At 34.1% G+C, this 20696-nt stretch carries 20 protein-coding genes; 19 read left to right on the top strand and 1 reads right to left on the bottom strand.

The annotated features are described in order from the left end of the window. Positions 1-84 precede the first annotated feature (84 nt). The 3 genes from ACP7AV_RS10120 (at position 85) to ACP7AV_RS10110 (ending at position 3882) form a co-directional block, all read left to right on the top strand. Entirely contained in the window at positions 85-1476 is a 1392-nt protein-coding gene (locus tag ACP7AV_RS10120) for a UDP-glucose 6-dehydrogenase (RefSeq protein ID WP_426091868.1), read from the top strand. A gap of 250 nt (positions 1477-1726) precedes the next feature. Next, positions 1727-2194 carry a UpxY family transcription antiterminator gene (locus ACP7AV_RS10115; RefSeq protein ID WP_426091867.1) on the top strand — a complete coding sequence of 156 codons (468 nt, stop codon included), beginning with the start codon at positions 1727-1729 and terminating at the stop codon, positions 2192-2194. Positions 2195-2598: 404 nt separating this feature from the next. Beyond that, entirely contained in the window at positions 2599-3882 is a 1284-nt protein-coding gene (locus ACP7AV_RS10110) for a nucleotide sugar dehydrogenase (RefSeq protein ID WP_426091866.1), read from the top strand. Positions 3883-3898: 16 nt separating this feature from the next. Here ACP7AV_RS10110 and ACP7AV_RS10105 read toward each other — a convergent pair whose 3' ends face one another. Then, a complete protein-coding gene (locus tag ACP7AV_RS10105) occupies positions 3899-4033 on the bottom strand; it encodes a hypothetical protein (protein ID WP_426091865.1) in 135 nt (44 codons plus the stop codon). Between the two features lie 66 nt (positions 4034-4099). Between ACP7AV_RS10105 and ACP7AV_RS10100 the strand changes: the two genes are divergently transcribed. The 16 genes from ACP7AV_RS10100 to ACP7AV_RS10025 all read left to right on the top strand — a co-directional run bounded on the left by ACP7AV_RS10100 (position 4100) and on the right by ACP7AV_RS10025 (position 20629). Next, the gene (locus ACP7AV_RS10100) at positions 4100-4447 is read left to right on the top strand and encodes a four helix bundle protein (protein WP_426091864.1); all 348 of its coding nucleotides are present in this window, start codon (positions 4100-4102) and stop codon (positions 4445-4447) included. Between the two features lie 234 nt (positions 4448-4681). After that, positions 4682-5689 (top strand): mannose-1-phosphate guanylyltransferase, encoded by a 1008-nt coding sequence (locus ACP7AV_RS10095; RefSeq protein WP_426091863.1) that lies wholly within the window; start codon positions 4682-4684, stop codon positions 5687-5689. Between the two features lie 9 nt (positions 5690-5698). Continuing rightward, positions 5699-6649 (top strand): GDP-L-fucose synthase family protein, encoded by a 951-nt coding sequence (locus tag ACP7AV_RS10090; RefSeq protein WP_426091862.1) that lies wholly within the window; start codon positions 5699-5701, stop codon positions 6647-6649. A 297-nt stretch (positions 6650-6946) separates the two neighbouring features. Continuing rightward, entirely contained in the window at positions 6947-8071 is a 1125-nt protein-coding gene (gene gmd / locus ACP7AV_RS10085) for a GDP-mannose 4,6-dehydratase (RefSeq protein WP_426091861.1), read from the top strand. A gap of 68 nt (positions 8072-8139) precedes the next feature. After that, on the top strand, positions 8140-9288 hold the full coding sequence (wecB, locus tag ACP7AV_RS10080) for a non-hydrolyzing UDP-N-acetylglucosamine 2-epimerase (protein WP_426091860.1): 1149 nt from the start codon (positions 8140-8142) through the stop codon (positions 9286-9288). 8 nt (positions 9289-9296) lie between these two features. Continuing rightward, a complete protein-coding gene (wecC, locus tag ACP7AV_RS10075) occupies positions 9297-10523 on the top strand; it encodes a UDP-N-acetyl-D-mannosamine dehydrogenase (protein ID WP_426091859.1) in 1227 nt (408 codons plus the stop codon). A 158-nt stretch (positions 10524-10681) separates the two neighbouring features. Continuing rightward, entirely contained in the window at positions 10682-10837 is a 156-nt protein-coding gene (locus ACP7AV_RS10070) for an NAD-dependent epimerase/dehydratase family protein (protein WP_426091858.1), read from the top strand. Positions 10838-11238: 401 nt separating this feature from the next. Further along, complete coding sequence (locus tag ACP7AV_RS10065) at positions 11239-12219, top strand: FAD-binding oxidoreductase (protein ID WP_426091857.1); 981 nt, start codon at positions 11239-11241, stop codon at positions 12217-12219. Positions 12220-12352: 133 nt separating this feature from the next. Then, on the top strand, positions 12353-13129 hold the full coding sequence (rfbF, locus tag ACP7AV_RS10060) for a glucose-1-phosphate cytidylyltransferase (RefSeq protein WP_426091856.1): 777 nt from the start codon (positions 12353-12355) through the stop codon (positions 13127-13129). Continuing rightward, positions 13117-14196 carry a CDP-glucose 4,6-dehydratase gene (rfbG, locus tag ACP7AV_RS10055; protein WP_426091855.1) on the top strand — a complete coding sequence of 360 codons (1080 nt, stop codon included), beginning with the start codon at positions 13117-13119 and terminating at the stop codon, positions 14194-14196. The genes rfbF and rfbG overlap by 13 nt, the downstream gene beginning before the upstream one ends. Positions 14197-14198: 2 nt before the next feature. Then, positions 14199-15524, top strand: a complete 1326-nt coding sequence (gene rfbH, locus ACP7AV_RS10050; protein WP_426091854.1) for a lipopolysaccharide biosynthesis protein RfbH — start codon at positions 14199-14201, stop codon at positions 15522-15524. Then, the gene (locus tag ACP7AV_RS10045; protein WP_426091853.1) at positions 15524-16396 is read left to right on the top strand and encodes an NAD-dependent epimerase/dehydratase family protein; all 873 of its coding nucleotides are present in this window, start codon (positions 15524-15526) and stop codon (positions 16394-16396) included. The genes rfbH and ACP7AV_RS10045 overlap by 1 nt, the downstream gene beginning before the upstream one ends. A gap of 3 nt (positions 16397-16399) precedes the next feature. After that, entirely contained in the window at positions 16400-17437 is a 1038-nt protein-coding gene (locus ACP7AV_RS10040; RefSeq protein WP_426091852.1) for an NAD-dependent epimerase/dehydratase family protein, read from the top strand. A gap of 8 nt (positions 17438-17445) precedes the next feature. After that, positions 17446-18828, top strand: coding sequence for a lipopolysaccharide biosynthesis protein (locus ACP7AV_RS10035; protein ID WP_426091851.1), 1383 nt, complete (start codon positions 17446-17448; stop codon positions 18826-18828). After that, positions 18828-19742: a glycosyltransferase family 2 protein gene (locus ACP7AV_RS10030; RefSeq protein WP_426091850.1), complete on the top strand. Its 915-nt coding sequence runs from the start codon at positions 18828-18830 to the stop codon at positions 19740-19742. Before ACP7AV_RS10035 ends, ACP7AV_RS10030 begins: the two co-directional genes overlap by 1 nt. Next, complete coding sequence (locus tag ACP7AV_RS10025) at positions 19739-20629, top strand: glycosyltransferase family 2 protein (protein WP_426091849.1); 891 nt, start codon at positions 19739-19741, stop codon at positions 20627-20629. Before ACP7AV_RS10030 ends, ACP7AV_RS10025 begins: the two co-directional genes overlap by 4 nt. The last annotated feature ends 67 nt before the right edge of the window (positions 20630-20696 follow it).

Here is a 20696-nt window from a genome sequence, read left to right as displayed (position 1 = left end):
AGCAGAGGGTAATGAGATAATATTTGTTGAAAAGATGACGGTTAGAAATATAAAAAGGTATAATTGAGCATAAAAAATAAGAGAATGGAAATTACAAAAATTTGTTGCATTGGGGCAGGATATGTTGGTGGTCCAACGATGGCCGTCATTGCTCAAAAATGTCCACACATACAAGTAACAGTAGTCGATTTGAATGAAGAGCGCATTGCCGCCTGGAATGATAAAGACACTTCAAATATTCCTATTTATGAACCGGGATTGGATACCATTGTTGCGGAAGCAAGAGGAAGGAATTTATTTTTTTCCACTGCCGTTGACAAAGCCATAGATGAAGCTCAGATTATTTTTATATCTGTAAATACGCCTACTAAAACGTATGGAAAAGGAAAAGGCATGGCGGCTGATTTAAAATATATAGAGTTGTGTGCCCGACAAATTGCCCGCGTAGCTAAAGACAATAAAATAGTGGTAGAAAAATCTACTCTACCGGTTCGAACCGCAGAAGCTATTAAAAGTATTCTTGACAATACCGGTAATGGTGTGCAGTTTCAAATTTTGTCCAATCCAGAATTTTTAGCGGAAGGAACAGCGGTTTCTGATTTATTAAATCCCGATAGAATTCTTATTGGAGGTGATGCTTCAGAGGAAGGTAAAAAAGCAATTCAGGCTTTAGTTGATGTATATTCGAATTGGGTTGCTTCAGATAAAATATTAACTACTAATGTTTGGTCTTCTGAACTGTCTAAGCTTACCGCCAATGCTTTTTTGGCGCAACGTATTTCTTCGATTAATGCCATGTCAGAACTTTGTGAAAAAACAGGAGCTGATGTCACTGAAGTAGCAAAAGCTATCGGAATGGATAGCAGGATTGGATCGAAATTTCTAAAAGCTTCCGTTGGTTTTGGGGGTTCTTGTTTTCAAAAAGACATTTTAAATTTAGTTTACATCGCAAAATCATACGGTTTAAACGAAGTGGCCGATTATTGGGAACAAGTCATCATTATGAATGATCATCAAAAAAGACGTTTCTCCAATACCATTGTACAAACACTTTACAATACAGTCTCGGATAAAAAAATTACTTTTTTGGGTTGGGCGTTCAAGAAAGATACGAACGACACCAGAGAATCTGCGGCTATTTACGTTGCCGATGATTTGATTAACGAACATGCAAATATTGCTGTTTACGATCCAAAAGTTTCGAATAAAAAAATTATAGATGATTTAAATTATTTAGAAACAAGAAATGTGGAACGCAATGCCAACAGCATCAGTTCTTTTACGGATCCTTATGAAGCCTGCCAAAACGCACATGCTATTGCTATACTCACGGAGTGGGACGAATTCACTCAGTATGACTGGCAAAAAATTTATGATTCGATGCAAAAGCCCGCTTTTATCTTTGATGGTAGAAATTTGTTGAATGGTCCTGATTTGAAAGCTATTGGTTTTGTATACCAAGCTATCGGTTCCTAAAGATACTAGTTGTAAAGAAATAATGGGCCAGAATAATGAAGAGATCAAAAGCACTGAAAAAAAAATATTGACAAAGAGTTTAACAGAGGCAAAGCAACAAACAGCATAGTTACAGATAAAGAATTTCAGAACGGTAAGCGATAGCGTCATGGGTTCAGGGATATTAATGATATAGGGTGTGTTATAATTTAGAAGCGTTTACTTTCAAATTTGACGCGGAATATTAATTGTATTGTAAAAAATAAAGGAGATGAATTGGTATGTAGTGTATACAAAGCCCAAATGGGAGAAGAAAGTTGCAGAACAATTACAAAAGAGAGGAATTGAATGTTATTGTCCATTGGTTACACAAATGCGACAATGGTCTGACCGAAAGAAAAAAGTGGAAGTTCCTCTTTTTAATTCCTATGTTTTTGTTCAGGTAGCTGAAGGGGAACGCAATGCTGTTTTTGAATGTGTAGGTGTAGTGCGGTATTTATTTTGGTTGGGAAAACCGGCTATTGTCCGTAATGAAGAAATTGAAGTTATAAAAAAATGGCTCAATACGTCCGATACAATTGATGTTGCCGTTTCGTCCTATCAAGTAGGGGATTCCATACAATTGGAATCAGGACCATTCTCCGCACAAACAGCTACGATTCAAGAAATGACCAATACACATTATGTGCTGGTTTTGGAATCTTTAGGATGTGTCTTGAAAATGAAAATAAAGCAGTAGGTGTTTGTTTTTTGTGTTGCATGACCTTTTTTTATCTTTTACAGGAAATTGAGCTTTGTACGAATAAAATAAGACTTTTATTACTTGAGTAAAATCTGTAAGGTGGGCTAAAAAGGGGCAAAAACTGTTTTTTAGATTGAAAAATAAAATTAAAATTGAATTAAAGATTCGTGCTTAACTATTGACTTTCAGATGCTTGTGATTTAATTTAAAGTGCCTGCAAATATTTAATGTTTAATTATTTTGGAGTATTCTTTTTGATAGCCGATTGTAGCTATATTTGCCTCCTTAATTTAACTAGATTCCTGCTCCGTTTTGTGTGAGTAAGGAGTGCGTAGCGGTGCCATAGAGTAAACAATCGTTAAAATTATTATTGTTAAAAGTTTTAGGATTATAATTTAAAAATGAATTCCATCAAAAAAATAGCGGTAATTGGTTTGGGTTATGTGGGTTTGCCATTGGCCCGACTGTTTGCGACGCAGCATGCTGTAACCGGGTTTGATATTAATCAGTCCCGAGTTGCTTCGTTGCAGTCCGGCACTGATTCCACTTTTGAAGTATCGGACTCAGTTTTACAACAAGTATTGTTACAGGAACCAAGCGATTCTATCGGTTTGTATTGCACCACCGACATAGCTGCAATAGCCAACTGTACGTATTATATAATAACGGTTCCAACTCCTGTCGATAAAAACAATCGTCCAGATTTGACTCCTTTATATAAATCAAGTGAAACGGTAGGTAAAGTTTTGAAAAAAGGAGATGTCGTTATTTATGAATCTACCGTGTATCCTGGAGCGACAGAAGAAGAATGTGTGCCCGTTTTAGAAAAAGTTTCCGGACTGGAATTTAATGTTGATTTTTTTGTCGGGTATTCTCCTGAACGCATCAATCCCGGTGATAAAGAGCATACGGTAGAAAAAATTTTAAAAATAACTTCAGGTTCAACACCGCAAATTGGCCAAAAAGTAGATGCCCTATATAAATCAGTAATCACCGCAGGTACCCATTTGGCACCCTCCATAAAAGTAGCTGAAGCCGCTAAAGTGATTGAAAATTCCCAACGGGATATCAATATTGCTTTTGTAAATGAATTGGCTAAAATATTTAATCTGATGCAAATTGATACCCATGCCGTTTTAGAAGCGGCAGGTACGAAATGGAATTTTCTTCCTTTCAAACCGGGTCTAGTCGGCGGGCACTGCATTGGTGTAGACCCCTATTACTTGGCGCAAAGAGCACAAGAATTTGGTTATCATCCAGAAATTATTTTAGCAGGACGTCGATTAAATGACAGTATGGGCGATTATGTGGCTTCACAGATTGTAAAATTAATGATCAAAAAAGGAATTTCAGTAAATGGTGCTACTTTATTGATGCTAGGTATTACTTTTAAAGAAAACTGTCCTGATGTTCGCAACACAAAAATTGTCGATGTCATAACAGCTTTGACCGATTATGGAATTGCTATTACTATTTATGACCCCTTGGCTAATCCTTCAGAAGTACAGCATGAATACCGTTTAATGACCACTGCTACTTTACCAAAGGAAAAATTTGATGCGGTTGTTTTAGGTGTCGCACATCGTGAATTCCTAGCTCTCGATTTTTCCAAATTGCAAAATGAGAACAGTTTGTTATACGATGTCAAAGGTATTTTAGGAAATGTGGCGGATGGAAGGTTGTGAGCGTTGCCTATCGTCCTTAGCTTTTCGTCCAACGATTTTCGATTACCGTTTTTCGTCCAACGTCCATCGATTTTCGACCACCGTCCATCGAACAACGAAACTGGAACAACGAAATATGACTGGCGTTTTTCGTCCAGCGTTTAATGTCCATCGATTTTCGTACAACGACCAACGAATTTCGATTAACGAATTTCGAACATCGAACAACGAATAAAATATGGAATCAAATTTAGAAGTTTGGAAATTAGCTCATCAGCTCACTTTACAGGTCTACAAAATTACGCAATGCTTCCCAAAATCTGAACAATTTGGTCTTATGAGTCAAGTGAGAAGAAGTGTAAGTAGCGTTCCCACAAATATAATTGAAGCTCAGGCAAGACAATATAAAAAAGAGTTCATACAGTTCTTATACATAGCAAAAGGATCATTAGAAGAAACAAATTATCATTTGTATTTGTCTAAAGATTTAGGTTACATTACTGATTCTGATTATAAGTTTTTATTTGAATTGTGCACAAGAATAAAAATGATGTTGTATAAATTAATTAAATCGTTATCCGTTTAACGTCTAACGATTTTCGACTACCGTTTTTCGTTCAATGTCCAACGTCCATTGCTTCTCGACTAGCGTTTTTCCTTCAGCGTTCAACGTCCATTGAATCTCGAATCTCAATTGTCGTTTTTCGTTTAACTTACACCGCTGCTCGGACAACGAAACTCGTACAACAAACAACGAATTTTGAACAATAAACATCGAACAACGAAACTCGAACAACGAACAACGAACAACGAATATAATATGGAAAATAAACATTCAATCACGCATGTTATTCTTACCGGTGGAGTGGGAAGCCGATTGTGGCCATTATCCAGAAAAAGCCAACCCAAGCAATATTTAGATTTATTTGAAGGTAAGTCTTTATTTGAAATGACTGTAGAACGCAATCGTACTTTAGTGGATCAGGTTATGGTTGTTGGCAACATTGACAACTGCCATTTGAGCAGACAGGTTTTAGAGAAATCGAATACTTCTTATATTGATATTATAGAATCTACTCCAAGAAATACGGCTGCAGCCATTGCTTTTGCTGCGTTGGCTTCTGATTCGGAGGCCATTTTAATTGTGACGCCATCGGATCATATTATCGATGACATGGAACAGTATAATAAAGCCATTCAGGAGGCCATTGAAAAGGCTTCTAACGGTTTTATTGTCACTTTTGGGATTGTCCCAATTAAACCGGAGACGGGTTATGGCTATATTGAAAGAAAAGGAAACGATGTTGTATCCTTTCGTGAAAAGCCCAATAAAGTTACTGCGACTGATTTTATTGCCAAAGGGAATTTTCTCTGGAACAGTGGCATGTTTTGTTTTAAAGCAGGCGTTTTTTTGGAAGAATTAAAATTGTTTGCTCCTGAAGTATATGAAAAATCAAAAATAGCTTGGGACGCCAATATTGATGGAAATTTAGATTTGGCCTTATCGATGGATATTCCGTCAATCAGTGTTGATTACGCTGTGATGGAGCGTAGTAAGAAGATAAAAGTTGTTCCTTCGACCTTCGTTTGGTCTGATTTGGGTTCTTTTGAATCGGTTTATGATTATTTGGAAGCTACAGGACATGCGGTCGACACTAACGGGAATATGGTAATCGGTACTACTAATTACACTGCTTTTGTAGGGGTAAAAAATACTATTTTTGTTTACACGGAGACCGCTAATTTAATTCTTCAAAAAGAGAATTCTCAAGATGTAAAAAATGTTTACAGTGCTCTGGAAAAACAAAATTCAGATTTGTTAAATTAAATGATCGTTATGAACAAAGATTCTAAAATATATATAGCAGGTCATAATGGCATGGTAGGAAGTGCCATTTGGAGAACTTTGACAGTTAAAGGCTATACTAATTTAATGGGAGTTTCAAGTACTGTCTTAGATTTAAGAAATCAACAAGCGGTTGCGGATTTTATTGCTGCCGAAAAACCGGAAGTGATCATTGATGCCGCAGCTCGTGTGGGCGGTATTTTGGCCAACAATGATTATCCGTACCAATTTATTATGGAGAACATGCAGATCCAGAATAATCTTATCGATTCTTCTTTAAAATCCGGAGTGGAGAAGTTTATTTTTTTAGGGAGTTCTTGTATTTATCCAAAATTGGGGCCACAGCCTTTAAAAGAGGAGTACTTGCTTACTGGTACTTTGGAACCTACGAACGAATGCTATGCTATTGCAAAAATCGCGGGTGTTAAGGCTTGCGAAGCCATTCGCAAACAATTTGGAAAGGATTATGTGAGTTTAATGCCTACAAACTTATACGGTACCCATGACAATTTTGATTTAAATACGTCTCATGTTTTACCGGCAATGATGCGTAAATTTCATGAAGCCAAAGAAAACAATCATGCTCCTGTTACTCTTTGGGGTAGCGGAACACCCATGCGTGAGTTTCTTTTTGTGGATGATATGGCTGCTGCAGTTATTTTTGCTTTGGAAAATAAACTTCCGGAATATTTATACAATGTGGGAACAGGAGAAGATTTGACCATCAGACAGCTGGCCGAAACTATCCAAAAAATATCGGGACATCAAGGAGAAATCATTTGGGATGCCAGTAAACCGGACGGTACTGCAAGAAAGTTAATGGACATAGCTAAAATGCACGCTTTGGGATGGAAACATCAGGTGCAGTTGGAAGAAGGTATACAGAAAACATACAATTGGTTTTTAGAGAATATAGATCGATTTAAGGAAGTGAAAATTTAGAGGGGATAATCGTTTATTGGATTAGGAAGAAGTTAATTGTTTAAAAAAAAAATTAATCGTTACGAAAAAAATTAACTGGATAGGAAAAAGTTTATCAGTTGAACTTTTTAGAGAAAAAGTTAATCGTTTAGGAAAAGAATAGTCGATGAAGCGAAATAAAAACAATTAATCACATATCAGATTCAGCAATTGATAAAACAATTAGCACGGTCTTTTTTATAAAATAATAAAATTAATTCTTTTATCGAGAGGCGAAACAACTAAGTAAATAATCGAATAATCATTTAAGCTAAAAAAATGAGTACAATACAAAAAACAGCATTTATTACCGGAGTAACGGGACAAGATGGAGCATATTTAAGCGAATTTTTACTTAAAAAAGGATACATCGTTCATGGATTAAAAAGACGTTCTTCGTTATTTAACACCGATCGTATTGATCATTTGTATCAAGATCCGCATGTAGACCACCGTAATTTCTTTTTGCATTATGGGGACATGACTGATGGGACCAATTTAATTCGTTTGATTCAGGAAATACAGCCTGATGAAATTTATAATTTGGCCGCCATGAGCCATGTAGCGGTTTCTTTTGAGACACCCGAATATACAGGGAATGCCGATGGATTGGGAACTTTGCGTATTTTGGATGCCGTTCGTTTGTTGGGATTAGAAAAGAAGACCCGTATTTATCAAGCTTCCACTTCTGAGTTGTATGGTAAAGTACAGGAAGTGCCACAATCAGAAACCACTCCTTTTTACCCTCGTTCACCGTATGCTGTAGCCAAGATGTATGCCTTTTGGATTACCGTAAATTACAGAGAAGCTTATGGAATGTATGCCTGTAACGGTATTTTGTTTAATCATGAATCGCCTATTCGTGGAGAAACTTTTGTCACACGTAAGATTACCAGAGCGACTTCAAGAATTGCTCTGGGTTTACAAGACAAATTGTATTTAGGAAACTTGGATGCGAAACGCGATTGGGGTCATGCCAAAGATTACGTACGGATGATGTGGATGATTCTTCAGGCCGATGAAGCCGAAGACTGGGTCATCGCGACTGGGAAAACGACACCGGTACGTGAATTCGTACGAATGAGTTTTGCTGAAGTTGGCATTGAACTGGAGTTTAAAGGAGAAGGTATAGATGAAAAAGCGTATGTAAAAGCCTGCTCTAAACCTGAATTTCAATTGGAAATTGGGAAAGAGGTGTTAGCAGTTGACCCTAAATATTTCAGACCAACAGAAGTCGATTTGTTAATTGGTGATCCAACCAAAGCAAAAACCAAATTGGGGTGGGAATGTAAGTATGATTTAGCAGCCTTAGTCAAAGACATGATGCAAAGTGACTTAAAACTGATGCAGAAAGACCAATACTTAAAAGACGGAGGGTATAAAACGTTGAATTATTTCGAGTAGATAATACCTTTTCATTTGCATTAATAAAGGTAATTGAGTTTATAAAAGCACAAAGCTCAAAAATTAAGATGATAAAAAATTTAATAATATTTGGAACTCGTCCTGAAGCCATTAAGATGGCACCTTTGGTAAAACAGTTTAAAATGTATCCCCAATTATTTGATACCCGGGTTTTTGTTACGGCACAACATCGTGAAATGTTGGATCAGGTTTTGGATTTTTTTGAAATCACTCCGAATTATGATTTGGATTTGATGAAACCAAACCAGAACTTATATTCGCTGACTTCTGATATTATTTTAGGATTGAAGCCCGTTTTAGAGGAATTTCAGCCGGATTATGTATATGTGCACGGTGATACCACAACAACAATGGCCTCAAGTGTTGCCGCCTTTTATTCTGGTGCTAAAGTATGCCATATTGAGGCTGGTTTAAGAACCCATAACAAGCTTTCTCCTTTTCCTGAAGAGATAAACAGGCAGATAACAGGACGCATTGCCGATATACATTTTGCCCCAACAATTACTTCTAAAGAGAATTTATTGAAAGAGAATATTGATGCAAGCACGATTCTAATTACAGGAAATACCGTTATCGATGCCCTTTTAGACAGTTCTACTAAAGTAAATTCAATTCAAAACAAGGAAATTGAATTCTTAAAAAACGAACTGGACTTTACAAAACGCGTTATATTGGTAACGGGACACCGAAGGGAAAATCATGGGGAAGGCTTTATTAATATTTGTAGTGCTTTGAAAGAAATTGCTTTAATGAATCCAGAGATCGAAATTGTATATCCTGTACATTTAAATCCACATGTGAAAGGACCTGTTTATGAAATTCTAGGTGAAATTCCCTCGATAAAATTAATTAGTCCATTAGCTTATCCTGCATTTGTCTGGCTGATGAATAAATCCTGCCTAATTATTACAGATAGTGGTGGTGTACAAGAAGAAGCCCCAAGTTTAGGAAAGCCTGTTTTAGTCATGCGCGATACCACGGAGCGTCCAGAAGCAGTTGATGCTGGGACCGTAATTTTGGTAGGAACAGATAAAGATAAAATTGTAAGAGAATGCAATAGTTTACTAAATGACAAAGTTAGGTATGAACACATGAGTGCCTTACATAATCCTTACGGAGACGGAAAAGCGAGCGAACGTATTGTAGATCATATTATGCAATTGTCAAAAGAAAAAGATTTAACAGCTACAAAATAAAATAAAAAATGAGTCAAGTAAAAGTTGTAACTATAGGTTTAGGATATATTGGATTACCCACATCAGCATTGATTGCGAACAATAATATTTCTGTTCATGGGGTTGATATTAACCAAAATGTAGTAGATATTATCAATTCTGGAAAAATTCATATAGTGGAGCCTTCCCTTGATTTAGCAGTTTCTAAGGCAGTACATGAGGGGTTTTTAAAAGCAGATACCAAACCGGTTGTTGCTGATACGTATTTAATTGTTGTTCCTACTCCTTTTAAAGCAAAAAACGAACCAGACATTTCTTTCGTTCTTGCTGCAACTAAATCCATACTTCCATTTTTAAAAGTTGGAGATCTATATATTATTGAATCAACTTCTCCAATTGGAACTACCGAGAAGATGCTACATTTTATTTATAATGAACGTCCAGAATTAAGAGATAAAATACACATTGCCTATTGCCCAGAACGTGTGTTACCAGGCAACGTAATGTATGAATTGGTGCATAATGATCGTGTAATTGGTGGTGTGGATGAAGCATCGACCCAAAAAGCAATCGCTTTTTATAGCCAATTTGTAAAAGGAGAATTGCACCCAACCAATGCTAGAACAGCAGAAATGTGTAAATTAGTTGAGAATTCCTCCAGAGATGTACAAATTGCTTTTGCCAATGAATTGTCTTTGATTTGTGCCAAGGCTGATATTAATGTTTGGGATTTAATCCAGCTTGCTAACAAGCATCCAAGAGTAAACATATTGCAGCCAGGTTGCGGAGTGGGGGGTCATTGTATTGCGGTGGATCCTTATTTTATTGTAGCTGACTATCCTATGGAGTCTAAAATCATTGCCTCTGCGAGAGAAATAAATAATTATAAATCATTCTGGTGTGCGGAGCAAGTAAAAACAGCTAAGCTGGAGTTTCAATTAAAAGAAGGTAGAAAAGCTAGTGTAGCGATCATGGGATTGGCATTTAAACCCAATATAGATGATTTGAGAGAGTCTCCTGCAAAATATATAGCGCAAAAAGTTATGCAAGATGCCCAGGACGAACAATATTATATAGTTGAGCCTAACATTGAGGATCATCATGTTTTTAAGATAACCAATTATAAAGAAGCTATAGAAAAAGCGGATATTGTTGTTTTTCTGGTTTCACATAATGAATTTAAAAACTTGGAAATTTCAAAAGATAAAGTGGTGTTAGATTTTTGTGGAGTGATGAATACTAATCAAGTGTTATAAAAAGGAATAACATTTAAAAAATTTTGACAGTAGTTCGTTTTGTAAGGTAGGTAATGCGGTTTGAATACAAATAGAGTTCATAGCAGAAAATATAGATACAAAAAGCTAAGTTGAATTTTGTGCAAATCCAGATTTTCAATTGGAAAATAGAAAAAAAAATGAAAAGTATTTTAGTAACTGGAGTAGCAGGTTTTATTGGAGCTCATTTTTGTGAGAGATATAATGAAGGAAATGAAGTAATTTGTATGGATAATTATTTTACTGCAAGTAAGCAAATGGCCAACATTTATTGGGTAATGTATTTTTTGAATTAATTAGATAAACTTTACATACTATTTATTTGTTTTTAAAATACCACCAAGATACACTGTAAGTAAAACCAAAATTAGATAGCTAATGTAAATAGGAATTCCGGCTTTAGTAAAAGACATCATGCAACGCTATAAAAATGAATTAAAAAGACTAGTGTTTGATAGATTTTGGAATAAGAACCGGAACTATTTTTATTGGTTTTCCTTGTGAATTATTTTTTTTGATTATTAAGTTGTTTAAAAAAAAATATAATCGTTTGATAATACATTAACAAGTTACTATTTCCAAAATTTATTAAAAAATAATTTATCTATTTAATTTTAAGAAAATCAGCGAATTTCTTTGAAGACTTAAGTTAAATAATCTTAATTATTTGAGCAGTAAAAATCATTAATATTACAGTATGTTTACCATAAGACTTAAAAACGACACCAATTTTTTATGTGCTCCAGCAGACACTATTTTGATTGGTGCCCAGAAACAGAATATTACCTTAGACTATAATTGCAAAACAGGTCGTTGTCAGTCCTGTAAGGCTAAACTTATTAGAGGTACTTCAACTGGATCAATTGATGAAGTAGGATTAAGTGATCAAGATAAATTAAATGGGTATATCTTAACGTGTGTAAGGAAGCCAACATCGGATTTAACGTTAGACATCGAAGATTTGAGTAAATATGCATTAGAACAAGTGAGAACATTACCCTCAAAAGTAGATAAGATTACAATAATTTCAGATGATGTTGTCGAATTACAATTGCGGATACCGCCACAATCTAATTTTAAGTATTTATCAGGCCAGTATATTAATATTATCAAAGGGGACTACAAGAGGAGCTATTCTATTGCCAGTAGTAATTCAAACCAAAATTTAGTTTTTTTTATAAAGAATTACGAAGGTGGAAAGTTCAGCCAGTATTTGTTTAAAGAGGCAAAAATAAATGACCTGCTTAGGATAGAGGGTCCAATCGGAACTTTTTTTTACCGAAAGACCAATAAAAAAAATATTGTTTTTTTGGCAACAGGAACTGGAATAGCACCTGTGAAAGCAATGCTGGAACAAATGGATGAAAACCATAGCGAACTGATTAATAAAATCATTTATTTGTTTTTTGGAGGCAGAGCAGAAGAAGACTTGTTTTGGGAGCCAAAATTCGCAAATATTAAGGTAGTATTTGTACCGGTTTTAAGTAGAAGCGATGATAAGTGGAATGGTGCAAAAGGCTACGTTCAAGATGTTGTTCTTTCTAACGATATTGATTTAACAGACAGTGTTTTTTATGCTTGTGGTTCAGAAAATATGATCAAAGATTCAAGAGAATTAGTGATAAATAATGGGTTATCAGAGGATTCATTTTATTCGGACGCATTTATTAGCAGTTAAAAAAGGGATAATTGGTTAACGAGTTAATTTTTTAATAAATACTTACATCATAATTATTTATTGGTAAATCTTGAGTCTATTTCGCTAAAAAATTAAATTACAAATAGTAAAAATTGTTATTAAATATAAATTTATGAAAGCAGTCATTCTTGCAGGAGGTTTGGGAACGCGTCTAAGCGAAGAGACCGTATCCAAGCCAAAACCGATGGTGGAAATTGGAGGCAAACCCATTTTATGGCATATTATGAAAACTTATTCCCATTATGGGATTAACGATTTTATTATTTGTTGTGGGTATAAGGGGTATGTGATTAAAGAGTATTTTGCAAATTATTTTTTGCATCAATCTGATGTTACCTTTAATATGAAAGATAACAAAATGGTGGTGCATGAAGAAAGAGCAGAACCGTGGACTATAACTTTAGTGGATACAGGTGATGATTCTATGACTGGAGGAAGACTTAAAAGAGTGTCCCAATATTTAAAAGAGGAAGAAAGTTTTTGTTTTACTTATGGAGATGGTGTTGCGGATGTGAATATTGCGGAGTTATTAGCCTTTCACAAAGCCCATGGTAAAGAGGCTACTTTAACCGCTACCTATCCACCAGGGCGATTTGGTGCCTTGGATATTGTTGACAATGAAGTACGCCAGTTTCAAGAAAAACCAAGAGGTGATGGCGCTTTAATTAATGGTGGTTTTTTTGTGTTGTCTCCAAAGGTTATTGACAGAATAACTGATGATTCTACGGTATGGGAACAAGGTCCATTGAAAGGTTTGGCTTCAGACAACCAATTAATGGCATTCAAGCATGAAGGTTTCTGGCAACCTATGGATACGTTGAGAGATAAAGTTCATTTAGAAGAATTATGGGATAGTAATCAAGCACCTTGGAAATTATGGAGGGAATAAAAGGAAAAGTGAATTCTGCTTTTTGGAAAGGTAAAAAAGTCTTTTTGACAGGACATACCGGATTCAAAGGTAGTTGGTTGTCACTTTGGCTACAATCTATGGGAGCAGTTGTTAAAGGATACTCTTTAGCACCACCGACTAATCCATCATTGTTTGTAGAGGCAGATGTGGCAGCAACAATGGAATCTCAAATGGGCGATATTAGGGATTTGGAAATGCTAAGGAAAAGTATGTTGGACTTTAATCCAGATGTTTTAATTCACATGGCAGCACAACCTTTAGTCCGATTATCTTACATTGAGCCAGTTGATACGTATACTACAAATGTAATTGGTACCGTGAATGTATTAGAAGCCGCTAGAAATTGCCCTAATCTCAAGGCGATTGTATCCGTCACAACAGACAAGTGCTATGAAAACAAGGAATGGGCTTGGGGATATCGAGAAGATGAACCTATGGGCGGTCATGATCCGTACAGCAGTAGTAAGGGTTGTGCTGAATTAGTGACAGCAGCTTATAGAAATTCTTTTTTTAATACTAAAGATAGTGCCGCATTAGCAACAGCTAGAGCAGGAAATGTGATAGGTGGTGGTGATTGGGCTGATGATAGGCTTATTCCTGATATTTTAAAAGCCTTCGAAAAATCAGAAGCGGTAGTGGTGCGTAATCCTTTGTCTACAAGACCATGGCAACATGTTTTGGAACCTCTTTCAGGCTATTTAGTTTTAGCAGAAAATTTATATATAAATGGTCATGATCATGCAGAAGCTTGGAATTTTGGTCCTAAAGACGAAGACTGCAGATCGGTGAATTGGATTTTAGATAAAATGGTATCGAATTGGGGAGCTGGAGCAAGTTGGCAATTAGACAAAAACAATAATCCTCATGAGGCAGGTTTTTTAAAATTAGACTGTTCTAAAGCGAAGCAAAGACTAAATTGGGAATCCCAATGGAATTTAGAATTTACGCTAAAATCAATTGTGAATTGGCATAAAGCTTGGATGAATAAAGAGGACTTAAAAAAAGAATGTTTAAAAGAAATAGATTTATATACTGATAAATTATAATGATGGAAAAGAAAGAACAATTAGAAAATTTACGAACGGAAATAGCTGGTTTAGTATCAAAATACGCTGCTATTAATTATGCAGCAACCCCTTTTATCCCGGGTGAAACTGTTGTTCCTCCTTCGGGAAAGTTATTAGGTGAGGAAGAAATGCAGAATATGGTTGCGGCATCCTTAGATGCTTGGCTAACAACAGGTCGCTTTAATGCCGAATTCGAAAAAAAGTTAGCCGCTTTTTTAGGTGTGAAACATTGTTTGTCTGTAAACTCAGGTTCCTCGGCAAATTTAGTGGCATTTACCACATTAACTTCTCACAAATTAGGAGATCGCGCCATCAAAAAAGGAGATGAGGTGATAGGCGTTGCCGCTGGTTTTCCTACGACAGTAAATCCTATTATTCAATTTGGGGCCATTCCAGTTTTTGTAGATGTTGACATTCATACCCACAATGTTAATGCAGATTTAATTGAAGCTGCGATAACCCCAAAAACAAAAGCGATAATGTTGGCGCACGCTTTAGGTAATCCTTTTAATTTGAATAAGGTTACCGAATTGTGTAGAAAATACAATCTTTGGTTGATTGAAGATACTTGTGATGCACTAGGTGCTGAATATAACGGACAAAAATGCGGTACTTTTGGCGACATTGGTACTTTGAGTTTTTATCCTGCCCACCACATGACTATGGGAGAAGGTGGCGCTGTGTTCATGAATTCTCCTGAGTTAAAATCTATCGCAGAATCCTACAGAGATTGGGGGCGTGATTGTTACTGTGCGCCGGGTTGTGACAACACCTGTGGCTGCCGTTTTGAACAAAAACATGGTGATTTACCTTATGGATACGACCATAAATATGTGTACTCACACTTAGGCTATAATTTAAAAATTACCGATATGCAAGCGGCCTGTGGCTTGGCGCAGCTGGATAAATTAGATTTTTTTATTGCCAGACGTCGTGAAAATTTCGCATATTTAAAAGAAAAGCTACAAACCTTAAATGATTTTATTCATTTACCAGTAGCAACTGAAAATAGTAATCCTTCTTGGTTTGGTTTCCCTATTACGCTCAAAGATAATTGCGGTTCTAACCGAGTTGATTTATTAAAATTTTTAGACAATTATAAAATAGGCACTCGGTTGTTATTTGCCGGTAATTTAACGAAACAGCCATACTTTAAAGATATTGAATACCGTGTTGTAGGGGAGTTAACACATACGGACAAGACCATGAATGATACTTTTTGGGTTGGTGTGCAACCTGCATTGACAAACGATCATTTGGATTTTGTGGTCGAAAAAATGGAAGAATTTTTTGGTTTAAATTTCTAATGAGTACCATCTTGTTAACTGGTGCAACTGGGTTTTTAGGAAGCCATCTACTGGAGTCCTTTATTAAACAGGGATTAGATGTAATAGTTTTAAAAAGAACTACATCTGACACTTGGAGAATTAATCATTTGTTAGATAAAGTAAAAATTTATAATATTGATACAGTCGATTTTAAAACAGTTTTTAGTCATAAAAAAATTGATGTAATAATCAATACGGTTTGCAGTTATGGTAGAACTAATGAAAGTTTAATTGATATTGTTAATTCAAATTTAATTTTTGGTTTAAATTTATTGGATGAAGCAATAAAAAATAAGGTGCAAACATTTATTAATACGGACTCATTATTGCCCAGAAATCTTAATGATTATAGTTTATCTAAAGCACAATTTGCCGATTGGCTTTATCAACGTTCGGAAAAGATACAAATCATTAATTTTAAAATTGAACATATGTATGGCCCTAAAGACGATACGAATAAGTTTTTGCCTTGGCTAAGGAATGAAATGATTAATAAAACAGACGATATTAATTTAACCTCTGGAATTCAGAAAAGAGATTTTATTTACATAACGGATGTTATTGCCGCATACGATTTAGTTTTACAAAAAAAAATGAGTTTGCCAAAGTGGAGTCAATTTGACATTGGGACAAATATATTTACTGAGGTAAAAGAATTTGTATTAATTCTTGCTGGAGAATTAGAAAAATTAAATAAAAGTAAAATAGCTTACAAGTTAAAATTCGGCAAAATTCCGTACAGAAAAGGAGATGTTATGATTCCAGAATTGGATAATACAAAATTAATCGGGTTGGGATGGAAACCAAAAGTGACCATTATGGAAGGAATTCAAAAATTTTTAAAAGAATAAAAAATGAAGTATCTAATAACAGGAGGTTGTGGATTTATAGGCAGTAATTTGGCTGCCGAAGTTTTAAAAAGAGGAGAAGAACTGGTTGTTTTTGATAATTTATTTCGATATGGAAGTGCTCTAAACTTAGAGTGGCTTAAAAAACAGGGTGAATTTAAATACTATCCCTTTGATATCCGAAATTTAAATGACGTTGAAACGGTAATTAAAGAAGAACAGCCCGATGTTGTTTTCCATCTGGCTGGGCAAGTAGCGATGACCACTTCCATTAATAATCCAAGATTGGATTTTGAAATAAATGCGATGGGAACATTCAATTTATTGGATTCTATCAGGAAATATGCACCCAATGCAATGGTATTGTATTCATCATCAAATAAAGTATATGGTGATTTTGATGAATTAACTTTTGAAGAAAACGAAACAAGGTATTTATGCAAAGAATACCCTAATGGTTTTGATGAAAAGGCACCGCTGAATTTTCATTCGCCCTATGGTTGCTCTAAAGGCACCGCTGATCAGTATCTATTGGATTTTAATCGCATTTATGGCATAAAAACAGTCGTGTTTAGGCATTCTTCTATGTATGGAGGCAACCAACATGCCACAATTGATCAGGGATGGATTGGGTGGTTTTGTCAAAAAGCGCTAGAAATTAAAAACCATTCAAACACAGAAAAATTCACCATTTCTGGAACGGGAAAACAAGTAAGAGATGTATTGCATGCAGATGATGTCGTCTCACTATATTTTTCTGCTGTAAAAAATATAGATAAGGTACAAGGTAACGCTTTTAACATAGGAGGTGGTATAGAAAACAGTTTGTCTTTACTGGAGCTTTTTGGTTTGTTAGAGGAATTACTGGATGTGAAAATGGATTATAATAAATTACCTCCTCGAGAAAGTGATCAATTGTTATTTGTTGCTGACAATAAAAAAATAGTAGCGCTTACTTCTTGGAAACCCCAAATTGAAGCTAAAAAAGGTATAATTAAAATGCTTGAATGGCTTGATGGTACTGTAGAACCAAATTATAAATAACATTTTTGATGAGTAAGATACAGTTGAAAAAGTTAAAATTATGGATTAATTCAGGACATTTAAGAACGGTTCAGTTAAAGAAACAGATGCTTTCAATGTTCATATTAAATGGGTTTCAAATCGCACTTAATTTAGCATTAGTACCACTTTTACTGCGTTATCTTGGAGATGTTAAGTATGGTATATGGATTACATTAAGTTCAGTAATAACGTGGGTTACTTTTTTTGATATTGGATTAGGAAATGGATTAAGAAATAAATTTGCAGAATCAGTAGCGTTAAAAGATTACAAAAAAGCCAGAATATATGTAAGTACAACTTATGCTTTGATGACAATAATTATGTTTGTCGTATTTATAATATTTTTAATAGTTTATAATTTTGTCGATTGGGGAATAATTTTCAACGTTCCTAAAAATGAGATTAAAGATTTTTCGAAGTTAGTTTTTTGGATTTTTACATTTTTTTTAATCCAATTCGTTGTTAAGCTTGTAGGGGCTTTATACAGTGCAAGTCAAAAAACTTCAAGAAATTCAGTAATAAATTTAGTAAGCGGTATAATATCTTTTATAGTTGTATTTATTCTATATAAATCAGCATATAATAGTCTTTTATTTTTTGGTATAGCTTATTCAATAATCCCAATAATTGTGTATATTATTTTTAGCTTAAAAAGTTTTAATGACGAATATATTGACTTTAGTCCAAGTTGGTCACATGTTCGATGGAAATATTCCAAAGACTTATTTGGCTTAGGTTTTAAATATTTTATCATACAAATTTCAATTATTATTATTGCTCAAACAGATTTAATGATAATAACTCAAGTATTAGGTCCTGAAAATGTTACGCCTTTTTCGATTACCCAAAAATATTTTAGTATTTCTTATATGGTATTTGGTATTGCGATGGCTCCCTTATGGTCTGCATATACAGAGGCCCATATCTTGAATGATTATAATTGGATGAGACGTATTATAAAGAAACAATTAAAAATTATTCCATATATAATCTTTGGGTTGATTTTGATGGCATTATTGTTTAAACCGATTTTAAAAATCTGGATTGGAAAAAGTTTTGATGTTATTGGAAATGAATTTATTTTATTATTTGTGATTCAAGCGTTTTTTGTAGTGTGGAATAATATTTTTGGTATGGTATTGAACGGTTTGTCAAAAGTCAGATTAAATACAATATTAGTACTTATTTCTGCAATAATTAATATCCCTCTTTCAATTTTATTTGCAAAACATTATGCGATGGGTATAAATGGGGTAGTGTTAGGAACATTAGTAAGTGGAGTTCTAGTTTTTATTATAAACCCAATACAAGTTTATTATTTTATTTTTTCAAATAAAAAATCACCATTATTAACAAAAATATTTAGTTAATGAACATTAAAATATCTGTTTGTATTCCGACATACAATAGAAAAGGAAAGCTTAAAAGAGCAATTGAATCTGTTTTAAAACAGACATATAATAATTATGAATTAATTATTTCGGATAATTGTTCCATTGATGGAACTGAGGAAATGATAAAAACAGATTTCTTAGATGTTCCGAATATGGTATATTACAAGAATAAAGTAAACCGCGGAATGGTGCCTAATTGGCGTAATTGCATTGAAAAAGCAACTGGTGATTTTTATATTATTTTGGATGATGACAACTATTTAATTTATGATGATTATCTATTAGATGCTTCTTTAATAATCACACAGAACTCTAATATTCAATTGGTTTTTGGTGATTTTTTAATTAGATTTAAGGAAAAAGACCAAATGGAGTCTTATCGGTTTAATTCTTATGTAAAAGGACAGGACGTCTACAATAATTATTTTAACTTTAAAGAGGTATCTCAAATATTTTTTGTTTTGTTAAATAGAGAAACAGCAATTAAGAATGATTTTTATATTGATAACTTAATTACACATGATGTTCAATCTTTTTTGATATCAATGTTACAAGGTGATGTTGGATATATAAAAAGGCTAATTGGGATATATGATATGACGGGTGATGACAACGTGGTGTTGTCAATACAAAGTAAATGGAAAGATTACATAAATTATCATGATAGAATACTTGCGTTTGGAAATAAAAACGGATTAAAAAAGTCGTTTTATGTGAAACCGCTGAAAAGACAATTAAGACAGAGTTATAACAGTCAATTAACAAGATTAAATAAAGAAGAAAAAGATTGGTATAATAACAGAATTAGAAAATTATATGGGCAAAAATATTTTGTCTATTTGAAGTGCGTCGATATATTATACTCTATAGGTAAACTAATTTTAAAATGATAAAAAATCCGTTAGTAAGTATACTAATACCTGTCTATAATAGAGAATATATAGTAGGGGAAACTATTGAAAGTGCTATAAATCAAACCTATACTAATATTGAAATAATCATAGTTGATAATTGTAGTACAGATGAAACCTGGGTCGTATTAAAGAATTTTGCCGCAAAGGACAGTCGTATTAAAATATTTCAGAATGATGTAAACGTTGGGCCTGTGTTAAATTGGAAGCGATGCATAGATGAGGCAAAGGGGGAATATGGAAAGATTTTATTTTCAGATGATTTAATTTCAGAAAATTTTATTGAAGAAACATTAGCTGTTTTTGACGAACAAACAGCATTTGTGCTATCTAAAATAAAAGTTTTTGCTACAGATGTGGAAAAGGATTATTCTGAGAAAGTTGAAGTCAATACTATACATTCATCGTCATTTTATTTACAGGATGTATTACTAAATAACTTTTATGGTTTTTCCGTTTCTCCGGGGTGCTCTTTGTTTCGAACAAGTGACTTGAGAACATCATTAATTATAGATATCCCAAATACGTTAAATTTAGATTTTAAAAAATTTGGCGCAGGAAATGACTTATTATTATTTTTGAATACTGCTTTACTGTACTCAAAAATTAAAACAACAAATAAAGCGGTTGCATTCTTTAGATCTCACAAAGATTCATTCACCATTTCAAATCAGCTTGGTGTTTATTACGATTTTTCACGCCTTTATTTTATTGAAAAACATTTTCCACACTATCTTTCTAAATTTAAAACGTTGACATGGTTAAAAATGAAAAAGCATGGTACAATAAACCCTATATTCCCATTATTGGGTGAGTCACATAATTGGAGTTATGGCATCAAATTTATTTTTAAAAAACTAAAATGAGTGCTTAATAACAGCAAAATTATTTAATTGTTGGAGGAGTAAACTGTTTAGTCTTTTTGTGGCTCAC

It is taken from the genome of Flavobacterium sp. DSR3-2, assembly GCF_049896525.1.
Classification (GTDB): domain Bacteria; phylum Bacteroidota; class Bacteroidia; order Flavobacteriales; family Flavobacteriaceae; genus Flavobacterium.
This window is presented reverse-complemented; position numbering and strand designations above follow the sequence as displayed.

Coding starts and splice junctions, on each gene's coding strand:
- ACP7AV_RS10120 (WP_426091868.1), top strand. CDS start 85: ATGGAAATTACAAAAATTTGTTGCATTGGGGCAGGATATGTTGGTGGT.
- ACP7AV_RS10115 (WP_426091867.1), top strand. CDS start 1,727: ATGAATTGGTATGTAGTGTATACAAAGCCCAAATGGGAGAAGAAAGTT.
- ACP7AV_RS10110 (WP_426091866.1), top strand. CDS start 2,599: ATGAATTCCATCAAAAAAATAGCGGTAATTGGTTTGGGTTATGTGGGT.
- ACP7AV_RS10105 (WP_426091865.1), bottom strand. CDS start 4,033: ATGGACATTAAACGCTGGACGAAAAACGCCAGTCATATTTCGTTGTTC.
- ACP7AV_RS10100 (WP_426091864.1), top strand. CDS start 4,100: ATGGAATCAAATTTAGAAGTTTGGAAATTAGCTCATCAGCTCACTTTA.
- ACP7AV_RS10095 (WP_426091863.1), top strand. CDS start 4,682: ATGGAAAATAAACATTCAATCACGCATGTTATTCTTACCGGTGGAGTG.
- ACP7AV_RS10090 (WP_426091862.1), top strand. CDS start 5,699: ATGAACAAAGATTCTAAAATATATATAGCAGGTCATAATGGCATGGTA.
- gmd (WP_426091861.1), top strand. CDS start 6,947: ATGAGTACAATACAAAAAACAGCATTTATTACCGGAGTAACGGGACAA.
- wecB (WP_426091860.1), top strand. CDS start 8,140: ATGATAAAAAATTTAATAATATTTGGAACTCGTCCTGAAGCCATTAAG.
- wecC (WP_426091859.1), top strand. CDS start 9,297: ATGAGTCAAGTAAAAGTTGTAACTATAGGTTTAGGATATATTGGATTA.
- ACP7AV_RS10070 (WP_426091858.1), top strand. CDS start 10,682: ATGAAAAGTATTTTAGTAACTGGAGTAGCAGGTTTTATTGGAGCTCAT.
- ACP7AV_RS10065 (WP_426091857.1), top strand. CDS start 11,239: ATGTTTACCATAAGACTTAAAAACGACACCAATTTTTTATGTGCTCCA.
- rfbF (WP_426091856.1), top strand. CDS start 12,353: ATGAAAGCAGTCATTCTTGCAGGAGGTTTGGGAACGCGTCTAAGCGAA.
- rfbG (WP_426091855.1), top strand. CDS start 13,117: ATGGAGGGAATAAAAGGAAAAGTGAATTCTGCTTTTTGGAAAGGTAAA.
- rfbH (WP_426091854.1), top strand. CDS start 14,199: ATGGAAAAGAAAGAACAATTAGAAAATTTACGAACGGAAATAGCTGGT.
- ACP7AV_RS10045 (WP_426091853.1), top strand. CDS start 15,524: ATGAGTACCATCTTGTTAACTGGTGCAACTGGGTTTTTAGGAAGCCAT.
- ACP7AV_RS10040 (WP_426091852.1), top strand. CDS start 16,400: ATGAAGTATCTAATAACAGGAGGTTGTGGATTTATAGGCAGTAATTTG.
- ACP7AV_RS10035 (WP_426091851.1), top strand. CDS start 17,446: ATGAGTAAGATACAGTTGAAAAAGTTAAAATTATGGATTAATTCAGGA.
- ACP7AV_RS10030 (WP_426091850.1), top strand. CDS start 18,828: ATGAACATTAAAATATCTGTTTGTATTCCGACATACAATAGAAAAGGA.
- ACP7AV_RS10025 (WP_426091849.1), top strand. CDS start 19,739: ATGATAAAAAATCCGTTAGTAAGTATACTAATACCTGTCTATAATAGA.